This window comes from Cytobacillus sp. ABV4_503, from assembly GCF_056158445.1.
Window position 1 is genome coordinate 2,262,412 of the sequence record NZ_JBSWTH010000001.1, and the last position, 17,029, is coordinate 2,279,440.

A 17,029-nucleotide genomic window follows, 5' to 3' on the forward strand; every position below is an offset into this window, starting at 1 on the left:
ATTGAAGGGGACATATAATAAAGATAAAAAGGGCTGATTTCAATGAAAAAACTGACCAAGAAAGTGAAAAATATTAACTTCCCCACATTCTCGGTTTCACCATATACCAAAAACCTGTCAAAAAAAACAGAGGCTGCCATACAGGATTTAAACAAAGGTCTAAAGCCTCCGAAAAATAATGCATAATAAAAACCGCCTTCCAAGAAGACGGTTATTTGATAAAAAGCTTCACCTTTTTTAATGCATCTTTTGTGGTCGGATATCGGAATGGCAAATCGAATCTGGTGGTTTGCTTCAGAATGCTTTTTTCATGTGAAAACACATCAAAGCTTCCCTTTCCATGATAAGCTCCAATCCCGCTCTCCCCTACTCCCCCGAAAGGCAGATATGGTGAACTAAGATGATAAACGGTATCATTAATGCATCCCCCTCCAAAGGAAATGCTGCTTAGAATCTGGTTCTGGACACCCTCACTTTCTGTAAAGATATATAGCGCTAAAGGTTTCGGGCGTGCTGTAACCTCTGCAATCATCCCGGACAAGTTATCATATTCGAGCACCGGCAAAATCGGTCCAAATATTTCATCCTGCATGACATCATCAGCCCATGTAATATTATCGAGAACTGTTGGTTCGATGCTTAGAGAATGTAAATCATGCCCGCCGCCATGAACAGTGATGCCACTTGTTAAAAATTTGGTGAGACGGCTAAAGTGTCTTTCACTGACGATTCTCGTGAATTGGCCGGATGTAATCGGATGTTTTCCATAAAGCTCTTGTATGGCTTGTTTTAGTTCATTCAGGAATTCTTCTTTTATACTGCACTGTACATAAATATAATCAGGGGCCACACAAGTTTGGCCGGCATTAATATATTTTCCCCAGGCAATTCTCTTCGCTGCAAGCTTCAAGTTGGCATCTTCATGCACGATGCAAGGACTCTTCCCTCCCAATTCAAGGGTAATGGGAGTAAGGTGCCTGGATGCTGCTTCCATGATGATTTTTCCGACAGGGACACTGCCTGTAAAGAAAATATAATCCACCTTTTCATTTAGCAGGGCAGTGCTTGTTTCTGCGTCGCCTTCAACAACTGAAATATACTCCTGCGGGAAATGATTGCTGATCATTTTTGACAGCAAGGCCGAAGTTTGCGGCGTTAATTCTGATGGCTTCAGAACTGCGCAATTCCCTGCGGCTATTGCTCCGATCAGGGGAGCAATCGCGAGCTGAAAAGGATAATTCCAGGGCGCTATGATTAGCGCAACTCCATAAGGTTCTGGATATATATAGCTTTTCGAGCCGAGTTGGGCAATTGAAGACTTTACTTTTCTGGGTTTTGCCCATTTTTTTAAATGTTTCAACGTAAAGCGGATTTCCTCCAGCAGGATTCCAATCTCCGTCAAGTACGCATCAAACTCACTTTTATTAAGATCCGCCTTTAACGCATCCATCAATTCCTGCTCATGCTGCTTAATGACCGAACGAAGCTTTCCGAGCGCCTCCATTCGAAATGTGACATCTTTTGTTTTACCCTGGGTGAAGAAATTTCTTTGTTTTTGAATGAGATCCGCGTAGTTTTCCAAAGGAATACCTCCAGATGGGACTAGGTTTTAAGGATATATTATCATCCTGGCTGGCGGAAATACATAAATAGGTATACTCCCAATGCAAAAAAAATGCCGGCCATAAGGCCCGGCATTTGAAATATTATCTCGGCAGCTTAAAGAATTCGCTGCTTTCACTATAGTTTCCTGCCAGCCTTCCTAGCGGCTGCAGTTTTTCTAAGTTCACTTTATAATTACCGAGGTAGTACTCATCATCAATATGATAATGTACCATTCTCCCGATAATCAGATGATCGCTTCCCAGCTTAATAATTTGTTCCAGCTTGCATTCCATATGGATTGGTGCTTCTTTTACCCTCTTAGGGGCGACTAAATGACTTTCAGCAGCCGAAAGCCCTGCCGCTTCAAATTCATCAGCATTACTCGGGAGATTCTCTGCACTTTTTTGCATTTGGTTTCCTAATGGAGCAGGAACCACATTGATGACAAACTCTTTTGTTGCCCGGATGTTGACCAATGTATCTTTTTCTGTTCCTTCCCTGTCGCCCACGCCAGGTCCAATAGAGATACAGAGCATCGGAGGATTTCTTGAAGCAACCGTGAAAAAACTGAAGGGTGCGAGATTCTGGCCCCCTTCCTGTGATACAGTGGAAACCCACGCAATCGGTCTTGGGACGACAGATCCGGTTAATAATTTGTACACTTCTTTTTCTCCAAGGTCCGAAGGGTTAAATTCCAAACGGATCACTCCTTCCACTTTTAAATAACAAAGTTATTCTTTTTATTCATAATGGATAATACTGTAAGTAAAGTAAAAACAATAAACATCATACCTGTGATTAAAAACCACCCGGAAGAAAATTGACCCGTCTTATCCACGATTAATCCGAACAAGGGCGGAATGATAATGGCGCCAGCTGATCCCAGTGTGATACTGATCCCGCTTGAGATGCCAGCTTGTTCTCTCGGCACCAATTCACTTGCAAGATTCATCCAGATTCCATTAAAACCTGAAGCTGCAAATCCAAACAGAGCTGTAATGGGAGCCATTACCCAAAAAGGGGCTGAAGTTATGACAGCAGCTGACGTACTGGCCAATGCGGTAATAATGGTAATAATCATAAGAATTACAACACGCTTTCCTTCAAACAGCCTATCGCTAATAACTCCCCACGCAACCCTGCCAATGGTACCGGATATTTCAGATATAACCAGGAGAATACCAGATAAAAAGATTGATATCTTCAGCTGTTCATAGGCAAACAAAACAATATACGTATTTAAGCACATTTGTGTGCCATTCAAACCGAGAGCACTAAAGCTTATCAGCATCAAGGCTTTATTTTTAAACATTTTAAACATTGATTTGTAAAATTGGAGCAAACTCATGCTGCTGCCCTTCGCTTGTTCCAGTTCGGGCGGATCCCGGTAATAATGATAGGAAACGAATCCGCCCGCCAATAAAAGAAGGCAGGCCGAAAGAAGTACAAATCTCCAGCCAAAAGTGACACTAAGCGGAAGCAGAATCAAACTGGCCAGAGCCGATCCGGCCGTGATGCCGGTTTGTTTTATTCCCATTGCTGTTCCCCGCTGTTTGAGAGGAAACCAATAAATGATGCCTCTATTGGTGATCGGGTGCATGGACCCATACCCAATTCCGCCGATAACAATCAATAACAGGACAAGCCAGAAATCATGAAGCAATGTCATGAACAGAAAGCCCAACCCCATTAAAGCAGACGCCAGCACCAATAATTTACGGGATCCTGCAAGGTCAGTCAGGAAGCCGGCAGGAACAGAAATGATCGCCTGGCCCAAAAAGAGAGCCGCCGGGAGCATGCCAATTTGCGACTTGGTCAAGGAAAGATCCTCACCGATTAAGACTCCCAGCGGTCCAATGCTTCTGCCGACAAATGCTACCATCAGCTGTGCCAGCAGAAGGAATAATAGCATTTTCCATGGATTTTCATTGATGGCAAATTGCTTTTCTGCCAGTGAATTACTCATAATTAATCATCTCTTTTTTGGCTATTATGCCTTTAAATTGATTGCAGTCAAATCTTCCTCCAGTACTTTGCTCTTTGAAACAGCTGGAGCTAAAAGGGAGCCTGCAATACAGATAAAGAAGTTCAGTCCTAACCCAATGACGCCGCCGTGGATTCCATATATGGTTTTGTAGCCTGTAAGAGTAAGCACTCCTGCTAATATGGCGCCTGCAAGCATTCCCCAGAAGACAGCCTTTCCTGATAAGCGCTTCCAATATAAGCCCAGTACAAAGGCCGGGAATACCTGAACAAGCAATTCGAACTTTAAGACGAAAATTTCATATAGCGTTCCCGGAGGATTCCAGGCAATCCACAGAAGAAAGATGATCGCAATGATTCCGCATACTTTCCCGACCATGACCTTCTTATGTTCAGATGCCTTAGGATTGATGAATTTTCCATATACGTCATTCGAAAGCATGGATGAAAAGCTGAGCAGAACAGAGTCGGCTGTAGAAATAATGGCAGCTACAATCCCGCCAAAGAAGATGATCATAATCCAGTAATAAAATGGATTAATGGCGGCAATCTCATTGGCCATCAGACCTACGAGCTGTTCAGAACCTGTCTTATCCAGTCCTGGAAAAAGCATAATTCCAATAATACCTACCATAAATACAAGCCCTGTTGTAATTGGCGGCATCCATGCCATGCGGGCAAAGGATTTTTTCAATGTTTTCTCGCTTTGCGCAGAATAGATTCTTTGAACAGCGTGCGGATAAATACTTGCTCCCAGTCCAACAAGGAGGAGCATGCTCAACCAATTGATATTCACTTCCATTGGAGGAACAGCCGTTTTTGCCGGCTCCAGTTCTGCTACATACCTTGTAACATCAGAGAAATTTCCTCCGACGAGATACAAGCCGCCGATGAGGAAGACAATGATTCCAATCATTAGAACAATGCCTTGCATAACATCAGTAAAAGCAACTGCCTTCATTCCGCCCATCCACTCATAGGCAAGCATAACAGCTACAAAGACGATAACAGCTATTTGGTATGGGATCGTGCCGCCTGTCATCCCCGACACAGCCTGGCCAATGGCTACAAGCTGTTCTAAAAGGTAGTTTCCAAGCCCCCAAAGCATAAGAAAAATACTAAGCAATGTGACTGCCTTCGATTTGAAGCGGTGATCGATCCAGTCAGTAGGTGTAACAAAGTTTCTTTTCTTTGCAATGACATATAATCTTGGTGCAAACAGTAAATAGATTCCGATAATGATTGTCATAAATGAAATGGACTGAATCCACGAGAAACCTGTCCTATATGCTGTTGGGGCATATCCGACAATGGTATTCCCGCTATATTGCGTCGCATATAAGGTGAAAAAGAGTGCGATAAAACCGAGATTCCTTCCGGCAAGATAGTACCCTGAAAGACTGTGATGAAGGTTCTTCTCACCTCTGCCCGATAAGTATCCAATTAACAGCATGATTATGGCAAAGGCTGATAAAATAATGATCCCATCTGTGCCTGCAAAAGCTAAATCATTCATGATTTATCCCCCTTTGCTTTTTCGGCTTCTTCCTGTTCCTCTACGATATTCCACTCATTCACACAAAGCCAGCTTAAATATCCGCACATGATAATGGAAAAAGCTGTCGAGATAAATGCCCATAACGGAAACCCGAGAATATAGGGCTCAGCTGCTGCATCCGGAAAATACCAGGGTACTACGCCAAGTGTAATGATGGCGAGGACTATCCAAATCCATTTTTTTCGAATAGGTTCTTTTATCGTTCTGTTTTCCATATGGCTTCCTCCCTTTTGCTGAAATTTAAACCTCCAGCTTATAGAAAATCTTATGTGCCGATTCATAGGAGTCTATTAATTCAGCTGATTGAAGGGTTGCCCCGATTTCGTCCAGCCCCTTTAACAGCTGATCTTTTCGATAAGAAACGATATCGAATTCGACCATGTACCCGAAGGAGTCCTCAATTCTTTGATTCTCTAAATCTACGCTCAGCTGATAACCAGGTGATTCATTGCTTTTTTGAAACAAAACTTCAATATCCTTTTCAGGCAAGACTATTGGCAGGATGCCATTTTTAAAACAATTATTATAGAAAATATCTGCGAATGATGATGCCAGGATCACTCTAATCCCATATTCTGCAATCGCCCAGGGTGCGTGCTCTCTGGATGAGCCGCAGCCAAAGTTTTTCCTTGCCAGCAGAATCGGTGCATTCCGGTAAGGTTCCCGATTTAGAATGAAATCCGGTTTTTCCCTGCCATCTTCGTATCGCCATTCGTAGAAGAGGAATTCGCCAAACCCTGTTCTTTCAATTCTTTTTAAAAACTGTTTTGGAATGATGGCATCTGTGTCAACATTTGCAGCATCAAGCGGAGCAACTATGCCTGTAAATCTGGTAAAAGACTTCATTGTACACTGACCTCCTTGCTATATTTAACAGGCCACTCCCTTACATCTATAAACCGGCCGGCAATCGCTGCTGCAGCAGCCATTTCAGGACTGACCAAATGGGTCCTCGCATTTCTTCCCTGCCTGCCTTCAAAATTCCGGTTGGAGGTCGATGCGCAGCGTTCTTCCGGAAGAACCAAGTCCTCATTCATACCGAGGCACATGCTGCAGCCCGCTTCTCTCCATTGAAAACCGGCTCTTATAAAAATTTGGTCGAGCCCTTCAGCTTCAGCCTGCATTTTTACAAGCTGTGAACCAGGAACAACTAGCGCTTCCACCTGTTCAGCAACTTTGTAACCGTTTACGATTTTTGCCGCTTTTCGAAGATCTTCTATCCGGCTGTTTGTGCAGGAGCCGATAAAGACTTTATTGACAGCAATTTCTGTGATGGGTGTTCCTGGCTGAAGGTCCATGTACTTTAATGCTTTTTTAGCTGGACCTATTTGATCTGCTTGCAAATCTTTCGTTAGAGGTATAACTTTTGTAATACCTGTTACCTGGCCCGGATTCGTGCCCCAGGTAACCTGCGGGATTACTTCAGCTGCATTAAAGTCAGCAGTCAGATCAAATTCGGCATCTTCGTCAGTATAATATTTCTTCCATTCTGCAAGAGCTTCTTCCCACTCGATTCCATCAGGAACAGCTTGTTTCCCTTTTAAATAGTTAAAGGTTTTTTCGTCAGGCTGAATCAGTCCTGCCCTTGCTCCCATTTCAATGCTCATATTGCATACGGTCATTCGCTCTTCCATTGTTAAATTACGAATCGCCTCACCGCGATACTCCACAACATAGCCTGTTGCAAAATCATGACCATACCTTCCAATGATTGAAAGAATCAGATCTTTGGCAGTCGTTCCTTGCGGCAAATTGCCGTGTATATTTATGGCTAATGTTTTAGATTTAAATTGCTTTATTGTTTGAGTGGCAAGGACATGTTCTACTTCACTCGTGCCAATGCCAAAGGCAAGTGCGCCGAAAGCTCCATGTGTAGAGGTATGGCTGTCGCCGCAAACGATGGTCATCCCGGGCTGTGTTAGCCCAAGCTCAGGAGCAATGACATGTACAATTCCCTGATATCGGCTATCCAGGTCAAAAAGCTGTATTCCGAACTCCCTGCAGTTTTTTGCCAGAGCGTCGACTTGCTTTTTGGCGATTTGATCTTTAAAAGGAAGGGAACGGTCAGTTGTTGGAATGCTGTGATCCATGGTAGCCACAGTCAGATCCGGCCTTCTCACCTTGCGATTCTTGATTCTTAAGCCTTCAAATGCCTGAGGTGATGTGACCTCATGTACTAAATGAAGATCAATGTACAAAAGGGAAGGCTTATCCTGTTCCTCCACGACTGCATGCTTTTCCCAGATTTTCTCGTATAAGGTCCGCCTCATTCTGAAGCCCTCCTAAATGATATTATTTTTCTTCAATTCTTCTAATCTCTCTTCATTGAACCCAAGAAGGCCAGTGTATACTTCATGATTGTGCTTGCCCATTTCTTCCGGGCCGGCATGCTTCACTTCCCCTGGTGTCCTGCTTAATTTTGGGACAATGCCAGGCATCGGGAATTCTCCCAGCTGCGGATGATCTACTTTAATAATCATGTCGCGTTCCTTATAATGCGGATCTTCCAGAATATCTTTGGCCGTATAAATGAGCCCTGATGGAACGCCCTTATCTTCAAGAATTTTAAGAGCTTCTTTAGCGGGGAGAGTCTTTGTCCATTCTTCAATCATGGAGTCAAGAAGCTTCATGTTTTCTCCTCTTGCATGGTGGGTCGCGAATCTTGTGTCATCTGCCAATTCCGGCTGCTCCATGGCCTCGCATAACCTGCGGAACACTCCATCTGCATTGGCTCCTATAACGATGTAAGTTTTGTCCTGCGTGAAGTAAATGTTAGAGGGAGCTACACCTGGCAGGATATTGCCCATCCTCTCCCTTATGTATCCCGCTAAGAGGTAATCCGGAATAATGCTTTCCATCACTGAGAATACAGATTCATAGAGGGCCGTATCGACAACCTGTCCCTTTCCGGAACGCTCCCTCTCGTGTAATGCAACCAGACAGCCAATTGTCGCAAAAAGTGCAGCCAGCGTATCACCCATTGATACACCAATTCTTGATGGCGGCCTGTCAGGGAAACCGGTTACATTTCTGAGCCCGCCCATTGCTTCACCGACGCTGCCAAATCCTGCTCGATGCTTATAGGGTCCTGTCTGTCCATAGCCCGAAGTCCGTACCATGATTAATTTAGGGTTGATTTCGGAAAGTGCTTCATAGGATAGATTCCATTTTTCCATTGTCCCCGGGCGGAAATTCTCAATGACAACATCGGCTTCTTTAATAAGCTCCCTTAAAACCTGCTGTCCTTCTTCCTCCCTGAGATTTAACGAAATCGATTTTTTATTCCGCGATTGAATAGGCCACCAAAGCCCTATCCCATCTTTTGATTTTCCCCAATTTCGCATGGGATCTGATTTACCCGGAGGCTCGACTTTAATAATTTCAGCACCGAAGTCACCTAGAAGCCGTCCGGAGAATGGTCCTGCTAAAAGCGTGCCCAGCTCGATGACTCTGATATCTTCCAGTGGAAGCTGTTTTTCTGACATGGATTTCCCTCCCTGATATTTCTTGAATGTACTGTTAAATTTTAATTTTCTTAATCTTGTATACAAATTTAATTGTTTGTATACAATAAGTCAATGTAAATTTTATTATTTTTCTGAAATTTCATTAAAAACCTTTATATAATCATGTTTTATAATAAATATTCAGAATATTTGTTGTAATAATACTTCTGTTTGTATACAATACAATTGAGGTGTTGATATGGATGCATACGAATTTATTAGAGATGCCATTATTGAAGGGAAATTTGTCCCTGGCATGCGGCTTGCTGAGGAATCATTGGCTAAAGAGATGAATCTTAGCCGCACTCCTATTAGAGAGGCTATTAAGCAGCTTGAAGCAGAAGGCCTCGTCATTCCATTAAAGCGCGGTGTCAGCGTAAGGCATTTTACAAAAGATGATATCCGGCAAATCTATGACCTGCGCACTCTTCTGGAAGGGTACGCTGCCAGTCAGGTCTGCGATACACCGGACAGAAAATGACCTGCTGGAAATGGAAAGAGCTAATATTTTATATGAAGAAGCCATTAGCCGATATGTGGAATCTGATATGGACAGCCTGAAAGATATTGTTCAGGTAAACCAGAAATTTCATGAAACGATAGTGGCTGCTTCAAAAAATGAGCATATACATTTCCACATTTCAAAGGTTGTCGTGGTTCCAATCGTATTCCGATCCTTCTATTGGTATAACAGCTTTCAGCTCAAACAATCCCTAGAGGTACATAAAACCATTTTGGAAGCAATCAAAAATCGGGAACCCGAGCGTGCCCGCATTGCCATGCATGAGCATATTTATCAAGGCCGTGATCATGTTTTGAAGCACCTGGAACAAATTAAAAACATTCATCTGCTGAAGGAGGAAGTAAAATGATTGAAATCTGCGAAGTTGGTCCGCGCGATGGATTGCAAAATGAGTGCAAAATTGTTCCAACGGAAACAAAAGTTGATTTGATTACAAGATTAATTGATTCCGGCATCCGCAATATAGAAGCTGTTTCTTTTGTCAATCCGAAGGTTGTTCCTCCCATGGCTGATGCAGAAGAAGTTTTGAAATCGCTTCCTAAAAGAAATGGCGTCCGTTTCGGCGGTCTGGTGTTAAGCCGCTCTGGTCTTGAACGCGCACTTAAGACCGATGTGGATTTTCTTCATGTTGTAACAACAACAAGTGATTCATTCAATTTACGGAATGCGAAAAGGACTGTTGAGCAGGCTGTTGGTGAGCTCTCTTTAGTGATTAAGGAAGGGGCTGCATCCGGAAAAGGTGTGGCTGGGGTATTAGGAACTGCATTCGGCTGCCCTTTTGAAGGTGAAGTTCCTTTAGAAAATGTGCTGAAAGCGGCGGAGAGGTTTTTGGAAGCAGGCTGTACGGAAATCACTCTGGCTGATACAACAGGCATGGCAAATCCCATTCAGGTTCAAAAGGCAGCAGATTCGTTTTTCGCTGCGTTTGGAAGAGATCTTTCGCTTGGCCTTCACTTCCACAATACGCGCGGGTTGGGACTCGCAAATGTACTGGCGGGATACCAGGCTGGTGTCCGCCGCTTTGATTCCTCCATTGCCGGACTTGGCGGATGTCCATTTGCACCGAAAGCAGTCGGAAATGTTTGTACAGAAGATATGATCAATATGTTCCACGGAATGGGTGTGGATACGGGGACAGATCTTTCTTCTGTCCTGGAAACAGCAAATTGGATGGAAACAGTAATGGAACGGCCGCTGGATGGGATGTTAATGAAGGCGGGAATAGCTTAACTGCGGGAAAAGCCATCTGGGGGATGGCTTTTTTTGTGCTGTAGCGGCCGTAAATGGTCGTCGCAGAAATTTATTTGCTGGTTTTACTGATTTGTTTGCTAGTTTGGTGTTTTTATTTGCAGATTTTTATATTTATTTGCAAGTTTAATGTATTTATTTGCAAAGTTCACAATTAGTATCAAGGTTTTATATAATACCTATTCTTCTTTTCACCACCTTGCTAAGATTCATCTGGCCAAGTAATCTTGAGGCAGAAAAAACAGATGCTAAATGGGTAAACCTGCGAAATTCAGCATTTGTAATAGATGGTTTAATCAGATAAAAATAATCCACTATTGTTTGTTGATGTGCCGTATCAGAACTGGTTTTACATACTGGACATCCCCACTGTCTCCAATGGTAAATCATTGGCAGTGAACAACATTTGGGACAATGTACATCAGTAAGTAATGTATCTGGATTTATTTTTAAAAATTTCATTACGTCAATTTCGTGCTCGACATGTTTTTTCAATAGTGTATGGCTAATTTTTTTGATCTGTTTTTCATTTACTCTCTCAATAGGATTTGATTTTTTTATGGAGTTAAGGTTACTTAACAATCGGTGGGCATGCATAACTTTATTCGAGGTTTGTTTAGATGGAGATTTAATGATGGTGGAAGGGCTGCTGATTACGACGGTGAATTCTATGGAGATATCCGGAAAACCATTTTCAGAAAACTACTTTCTTAATTGCCGGCTTTGGTGTTCAGCCTGGGAAATCGGGTCGTGGAAGGCTTCCTCCTTTTCGTTATGGCTTCGTATGACCTGGTGGAATTCGGGTTCAAAGATGATGGTTCCGTTCCAGTTTTTCACCCTCAAGTATCATGGCGAATGCTTTTGTTAGGAGCAAGGTATCAATCTGGAAAAATTGACTTCCATTTGAAAGCCGTAGGCCATGGTATATCCAATACTCCTTTTCGTCCAAAAAACTCAAATAATAATCCAGCTTTTGTTCCCCTAAATATCCTGCTTTGCGTTTGTTCAATTCAGATACTGCCCTGTCACTCCCCGGCTCCATTTCAGGCATGCGCCTTATTAAGGCTTCAAGTATTGTTATAAAATCGGATACTTTTCTTTCTTTTTTTATCAAATTAAATCACTCCTTTCCTTTTATCAGTCTTTTAAGTGTTTGAATACCCTTCAAAACTTATAAAAGAGTTCAGGTTTTCACCTAAACTCCTTTTATTAAAGTTTAAATCTGCTGATCAACCCTTTCAAATCCTCCGCCATGCCCGTAAGCTGGTCAGCAGAGAGTGATATTTCCTCCATTGATGCAGCTTGCTCCTCCGTTGAAGCCAGTACACTTTGTGTAGCTATGGCTGATTCATTTGCCACATGGGTTATCTCGTCCATGGATTGAACCATTTGCTGAGAACCGACAGACATTTGCTGAATGGCTGCTGCGACTTCCCCCATTTGATCCGTCACCGTGCTGACAGACTGCTGGATTTGTTTGAATGAATCGCCTGCATCCTTCATGACTTCCATTCCTTCTGTTACTTCATGATTAACCGTATCCATTGTCTGGACAACCTGATGGGTTTCTTCCTGGATTTTTGATATCAGCTGGCTGATTTGCAGGGTGGATTCAGCCGATTTTTCAGCGAGATTTCTAACCTCGTTTGCTACAACGGCAAAGCCTTTTCCCTGTTCTCCTGCGCGGGCGGCTTCAATAGCAGCATTTAAAGCCAGAAGATTTGTTTGAGCGGCAATGCCTGTAATCACTTCGATGATCTTTCCGATTTCCTGTGAACGCTGGCCAAGGCCTTTTACCACCTTGGATAGATCCTGTACATTTACATGAATGGAGTTCATCTGGCATCCTGCTGTTGAAATGGATGCAGATCCATGATTTGCTTTTTCAAGTGAATCGTTGATCTGCTCTGTAACCTGTTCTGAGTTTGCCGCGACCTGTGTCAGGCTTTCGGACATCTGCATAATGACATTGGAGGCAGTTCCGACTCCCTTGACCTGATCATCGGCACCTGCTGCTACTTCTTCAATGACCTCAGCTATATGGCTTGTTGCCATATTGGTCTGCTGGGCACCTGATGATAGCTGCTGGGCATATTGCGTGACTTCGTTCGAAGCCAAGACCACTTTATTCAGCACTTCCTGCCAGGCAGATGCAGTGTGATTAAGTGCAGAAGCAATCGATCCCAGTTGTCCAACTGATTTTTCGTCAAGTCTTGTGGACATATTTCCATCTGCAAGGTCATCGATAAACCTATTGATTTTGCTGATGGGTGCAATAAACTTGCGGTAGTTCATAAACGCGGATAATATCCCTGCAAGCGAACCAAGGATCACCATAAAAGCAATGGTGAACCAAAACGCACTGCCATCCAATCCATTACCAACACATACAGAAACGCCAATGACTAATACAGCTGGGATAATGATGATTAAAGTGCGGAGCATGTAGCTAAGTTGACTCATGAAACTTACCCCTTTTTCTATCTTTTATTATTATAAAAAAATGATTTACAAGTTCCTCCTCAAATAACTTCTTTTACCACCAGACAATTTGATTATAGTGGATGATAGGAAAATATATCAATATATTTCGAAGGATTATTTTTAAAATAATTGAAATAGTTCGTCACTTTTTCGCAAATTGAAATGCCAGCCTCCCAAGAAGCTGGCATTTTAATCAAATCTATTCAGCTGCAGCAGTCCTTCTCTCTTTTTTAGCCATGGAAAGAACGGCAGTGCCAAGTGCAATAATAATAAAAACACTTCCTGCTGCTGCATTATATTCTACTGAGGTTGTCTCGATCATAATGCCGCCGATCATGCTGCCGAATGCCATTCCCATGTGAACTGCTGAGTTGTTCAATGTTTGCTGGATATCAGAAGTTTCCGGTGTTACTTCTATTAAATAGCTGTGTATGGCCGGTGTGATCGCCCAGCTGAGCATACTCCAGATGACTACCATAATCAGAAAAACGGGCAACGAGAAAGCGGCGAACGGCAACGAGAAAAGGGTAATCCCAAACATAGCCAGCAGAGTCAAAATGACAGACTTTGCACCAAAACGGTCGGCCAGGAGACCGCCGATGCCCCCTCCGATAACGGCAGCAATTCCGAAAATCAGGTAAACAATGCTGACCCAGTTGCCGTCAAGCCCCATTTTCATCTTCAGGAATGGAGTAAGGTAACCGTAAAAAGTTAAATGGCCAGTCATTAAAAGAAACGATGTTATCTGTGTTAGAGCGATTTTGCGGCTTTTCAGGGTTTTAAGCTGGACGCCTATTGGAACGGCGGGCTTTGGAGCAACTTTACCCATAAAGAAATGAACGCCTGCCATTGATATGACTGTCAGAGCAGATATGAGTACAAATGGAGCACGCCAGCCAAATACATTTCCAAGCATCAATCCAATGGGCACACCCAGCACAAGGGATGCACTGATTCCCATAAAGACGATTCCGATGGCACGTGCACGATATTCTTCTGTGACGATGTAGGAAGCCATTGTCATGCATAATGCGATAAGCAGTGAGCCGCTTGCTGCCGCTAAAATCCGGCCAACTAATAATACACTGTAAAACGGGCTAAATACGGCAACAATATTTCCTGCCAAAAAAACAGCTAATGATATCATCATTAAACGGCTGCGTTCCATTTTCACCGTTATCGTGAGCAGGACAGGCGCAGCAATGGCAAAGGCGAGCGAAAATACTGTAATTAACAGACCCGCCTGACCCAAACTGACTCCCAGATCTGAAGCTACAAGATCAAGCAGCCCGCCTATAATCAGTTCCACCATTCCAACAACAAACGATATGATTGCTAATAAATAGATGCGTTTATCCAAGCTGAACTTCCTCTCTAGTATTCAAGCTGTTCTCTTAAATTTTAATAAAATAACATCTTAACATACCCAATAGCTTTAGCTCAAAGGATAGAATAATCTAAAAATAATAATGGCTATTTTGTAAATATAATTTCTTTTTTGGGATAAAATATAACTACCTTACTAAAACAACTTCCATAAATTTCATGTTTGCATATAACGATTAAATAGGAATGTAAATAACAAATAATGTAAAGGAGTTGATTCATTTGTTGGACAATCAAGCAAAGAAAGAGCGCAGTTTATCCCCTATACCATCACCTGTTATGGACGAAATACAGCCTGCCGGTACAACTCCTGCTGACACAACTGCCATAAATAACATTGAACCTGAATTTGATCTTACTGGAACAGTTTTAAATGACTACAACTAAGTGACAATCCCTGCGGGTCTTTCGCGGGGATTTTTTTAATCTTAAAATTATATTTTTGTACTTCGATAACTGTCTGGCTCGAGCGCCTGGGCAGACGTTGCCACTGACGTGGCGTTCTTAGTCTGTGTTCCCTGCTTCCGCTTTCTTTTGGCAAGTTTGTCCGATTCTCAGCATATGCATGTAGTATTCCTTGTGTTTCACTTGGAAAATAACCAAATGGAGCAGGATTAATGATTTATTTGTTAGTGGTTATTTTCATTATTGTTCTTGTTATGCCTTTTCTTTCTGAGTTTGTGGAAAAAAATCTGGAGATGTTTTTATTTGTGATGGGGCTTTCAGCTGCAATGGCAAGCGGGGTACTGAATAGCGGGCTGTTTGTTAAAGCAGCACAGGAACCTGTAAAAATTACTCTTGCTGTCTTTATTGCAGGACTCCTGTTTAAATGGTTTCAGGCAAATTTGGAAAGAAGCATACTTTCAGTAAGCCGGATTATGCCTTTTCGTTTATTTGCAGCTTTGACTGTCATTTTTCTTGGGTTAATATCAAGTATTATTACAGCTATTATCGCTGCGTTAGTTCTTGTATTAATCGTCAGTGCCCTTCGCCTGGACAGAAACTCAGAAATCAGGCTGACTGTACTCGCCTGTTTTTCAATTGGACTTGGCGCAGCATTGACGCCGATTGGCGAACCGCTTTCCACCATTGCAATCAGTAAAATGAAAGAAGACTTTTTCTTTTTGATGGAATTGGTTGGACCGCAAATCACCATTGCCCTCCTATTTTTCGGAATTATGGCGGCACTGGCTGTTAAGCCTCCTGTTTCAGGGAAAGCGTCCTTTACTAAAAAGCCTGCCAGTGAAAACTATGAAGAAATCTTTGTCAGGGCTTTGAAAATATATTTCTTTGTGATGGGCCTGACGATGCTTGGGGCCGGTTTTGAACCGTTAATCAACCACTTTTTAATAGGGTTAAATCCGCTTTTATTATATTGGATCAATATGATTTCTGCTGTATTGGACAATGCAACACTTGCAGCTGCTGAAATTAGCCCCTCAATGGACCATTTTACGGTTCAATCCATCCTCCTTGGACTGCTGATCAGCGGAGGAATGCTTATTCCAGGCAATATACCCAATATTATTGCTGCTGGTAAACTGCAGATTACGAGTAAAGAGTGGGCAGTATTCGGGGTTCCGTTTGGGTTAATCACAATGATTGGTTATTTTGTGTTTATTTTGGTCACGGGAAATTGAAAGGGGATTGGCGGCCCTTTTCAATTCCCCTTCATCATTGTTTACATAATATTATTATTGTATATCAAGTATTATTTTTCCGGTGCTCATCCGGCTTTCGATCAGCTTATGGGCTACAGCTGCTTCTGCCAAAGGAAACCTGTGCCCTACTCTAATGTGCAGTTTCTGTTCTTTTAAATACTGCATGACTTTTTGAGCTGTTTCCCTGAGTGATTCCGGACGCTTCTTTCTTGTTGTGCCGAGACTGTAGCCCAAGGCAGAACGGCAGCTCTTATGCAGGTCATTCGTATTTATAATCCCTTGTTTGCCGCTCGAATTGCCGAATTGGACAAGCCGGCCATAGTCAGCCAGACAGCCGAAACTTTTCTGCGTTATGCTGCCGGCAAGAGAATCCAGGATAATATCTGCACCTTTTCCACCGGTTAAGTCCATTACCTTTTCGGCAAAATCATTCTGTTCGTATACAATGACATGATCAGAACCTGCTTCCACAGCAGCAGGTACTTTCGTTTCACTGCCAACAGTTCCAATAACTAGTCCTGCTCCTAATATCTTTGCCATTTGGATTGCAGTAGTGCCTACCCCGCCTGCTCCTGAATGAACCAGAACGGTTTCACCATTTTGGATTCCTGCAATATCTGCAAGCAATTTATAAGATAAAAATGAAACAGTCAGTGATGCTGCAGCTATATCCAACTCTACTTCATCCGGCACTGCAAATGTCAGGTTTTCATCGGCTGCAGCGTACTCACTATAAGATCCTTCTGAAGGGAACGCTGCAACCCGATCACCAATTTTAAAATTTGTAATTTCACTCCCAATTTCCACTACTACTCCTGCTGCATCGAGACCGGGAATAAACGGAAATAAGCCAGTACCTCCCTGCCCGATCCTTGCTTTCACATCCGCAAAATTAACGCTTGCTTTTTCCACCTTTATCAATACTTGATCCTGCTTTACTTTTGGAATTTCCATTTCTGTGTAAGTCAATACGTCCGGATTACCGTATTGTGTTACTGTAATTGCTTTCATTTGATTGGCCTCCATTTATGTAATCCTTTTACCTATTCGATATTTGGTGCGAATAAGCCTCTTT

17 protein-coding genes are annotated in these 17,029 nt (G+C 42.7%); 5 read left to right on the forward strand and 12 right to left on the reverse strand.

Features of this window, described 5'->3' with window-relative positions; all coding sequences use genetic code 11:
* Positions 1–211 precede the first annotated feature (211 nt).
* The 8 genes from ACXAD1_RS11375 to ACXAD1_RS11410 form a co-directional block, all read right to left on the reverse strand.
* Complete coding sequence (locus ACXAD1_RS11375; RefSeq protein WP_474910054.1) at positions 212–1,582, reverse strand: aldehyde dehydrogenase; 1,371 nt, start codon at positions 1,580–1,582, stop codon at positions 212–214.
* 124 nt (positions 1,583–1,706) lie between these two features.
* Positions 1,707–2,303 (reverse strand): flavin reductase family protein, encoded by a 597-nt coding sequence (locus tag ACXAD1_RS11380; RefSeq protein WP_474910055.1) that lies wholly within the window; start codon positions 2,301–2,303, stop codon positions 1,707–1,709.
* Between the two features lie 20 nt (positions 2,304–2,323).
* Complete coding sequence (locus ACXAD1_RS11385; protein WP_474910056.1) at positions 2,324–3,571, reverse strand: MFS transporter; 1,248 nt, start codon at positions 3,569–3,571, stop codon at positions 2,324–2,326.
* Positions 3,572–3,595: 24 nt separating this feature from the next.
* Entirely contained in the window at positions 3,596–5,104 is a 1,509-nt protein-coding gene (locus ACXAD1_RS11390) for a sodium:solute symporter family protein (protein WP_071156000.1), read from the reverse strand.
* Positions 5,101–5,361: a hypothetical protein gene (locus ACXAD1_RS11395; RefSeq protein ID WP_019383158.1), complete on the reverse strand. Its 261-nt coding sequence runs from the start codon at positions 5,359–5,361 to the stop codon at positions 5,101–5,103. The genes ACXAD1_RS11390 and ACXAD1_RS11395 overlap by 4 nt, the downstream gene beginning before the upstream one ends.
* A gap of 25 nt (positions 5,362–5,386) precedes the next feature.
* Positions 5,387–5,992 carry a 3-isopropylmalate dehydratase small subunit gene (leuD, locus tag ACXAD1_RS11400; RefSeq protein WP_009334429.1) on the reverse strand — a complete coding sequence of 202 codons (606 nt, stop codon included), beginning with the start codon at positions 5,990–5,992 and terminating at the stop codon, positions 5,387–5,389.
* Entirely contained in the window at positions 5,989–7,416 is a 1,428-nt protein-coding gene (leuC, locus tag ACXAD1_RS11405) for a 3-isopropylmalate dehydratase large subunit (protein ID WP_370223700.1), read from the reverse strand. Before leuC ends, leuD begins: the two co-directional genes overlap by 4 nt.
* A 12-nt stretch (positions 7,417–7,428) precedes the next feature.
* The gene (locus tag ACXAD1_RS11410) at positions 7,429–8,631 is read right to left on the reverse strand and encodes a CaiB/BaiF CoA transferase family protein (RefSeq protein ID WP_217031162.1); all 1,203 of its coding nucleotides are present in this window, start codon (positions 8,629–8,631) and stop codon (positions 7,429–7,431) included.
* Between the two features lie 220 nt (positions 8,632–8,851).
* On the opposite strand from ACXAD1_RS11410, the gene ACXAD1_RS11415 reads away from it, so the two are divergent.
* Genes ACXAD1_RS11415 through ACXAD1_RS11425 form a run of 3 tightly spaced genes read left to right on the forward strand, consistent with a single transcriptional unit; the run spans position 8,852 to position 10,405 of the window.
* Positions 8,852–9,133, forward strand: coding sequence for a GntR family transcriptional regulator (locus ACXAD1_RS11415; RefSeq protein WP_474910057.1), 282 nt, complete (start codon positions 8,852–8,854; stop codon positions 9,131–9,133).
* Between the two features lie 10 nt (positions 9,134–9,143).
* Positions 9,144–9,524, forward strand: coding sequence for an FCD domain-containing protein (locus ACXAD1_RS11420; RefSeq protein WP_474910058.1), 381 nt, complete (start codon positions 9,144–9,146; stop codon positions 9,522–9,524).
* Positions 9,521–10,405 (forward strand): hydroxymethylglutaryl-CoA lyase, encoded by an 885-nt coding sequence (locus ACXAD1_RS11425; RefSeq protein WP_370223698.1) that lies wholly within the window; start codon positions 9,521–9,523, stop codon positions 10,403–10,405. The genes ACXAD1_RS11420 and ACXAD1_RS11425 overlap by 4 nt, the downstream gene beginning before the upstream one ends.
* A gap of 823 nt (positions 10,406–11,228) precedes the next feature.
* On the opposite strand, the gene ACXAD1_RS11430 is transcribed toward ACXAD1_RS11425, so the two are convergent.
* From ACXAD1_RS11430 to ACXAD1_RS11440, 3 genes are all read right to left on the reverse strand, one after another.
* The gene (locus ACXAD1_RS11430) at positions 11,229–11,537 is read right to left on the reverse strand and encodes a nuclease-related domain-containing protein (RefSeq protein ID WP_474910059.1); all 309 of its coding nucleotides are present in this window, start codon (positions 11,535–11,537) and stop codon (positions 11,229–11,231) included.
* Positions 11,538–11,632: 95 nt separating this feature from the next.
* The gene (locus ACXAD1_RS11435) at positions 11,633–12,886 is read right to left on the reverse strand and encodes a methyl-accepting chemotaxis protein (protein ID WP_474910060.1); all 1,254 of its coding nucleotides are present in this window, start codon (positions 12,884–12,886) and stop codon (positions 11,633–11,635) included.
* A gap of 220 nt (positions 12,887–13,106) precedes the next feature.
* Positions 13,107–14,267, reverse strand: a complete 1,161-nt coding sequence (locus tag ACXAD1_RS11440) for an MFS transporter (RefSeq protein WP_206839569.1) — start codon at positions 14,265–14,267, stop codon at positions 13,107–13,109.
* Between the two features lie 248 nt (positions 14,268–14,515).
* On the opposite strand from ACXAD1_RS11440, the gene ACXAD1_RS11445 reads away from it, so the two are divergent.
* Together ACXAD1_RS11445 and ACXAD1_RS11450 are read left to right on the forward strand one after the other, a co-directional pair.
* A complete protein-coding gene (locus tag ACXAD1_RS11445) occupies positions 14,516–14,680 on the forward strand; it encodes a hypothetical protein (RefSeq protein WP_206839568.1) in 165 nt (54 codons plus the stop codon).
* Between the two features lie 230 nt (positions 14,681–14,910).
* On the forward strand, positions 14,911–15,933 hold the full coding sequence (locus ACXAD1_RS11450; protein ID WP_474910061.1) for a DUF1646 family protein: 1,023 nt from the start codon (positions 14,911–14,913) through the stop codon (positions 15,931–15,933).
* 54 nt (positions 15,934–15,987) lie between these two features.
* Here ACXAD1_RS11450 and ACXAD1_RS11455 read toward each other — a convergent pair whose 3' ends face one another.
* Complete coding sequence (locus tag ACXAD1_RS11455; RefSeq protein WP_474910062.1) at positions 15,988–16,965, reverse strand: quinone oxidoreductase family protein; 978 nt, start codon at positions 16,963–16,965, stop codon at positions 15,988–15,990.
* Between the last annotated feature and the right edge of the window lie 64 nt (positions 16,966–17,029).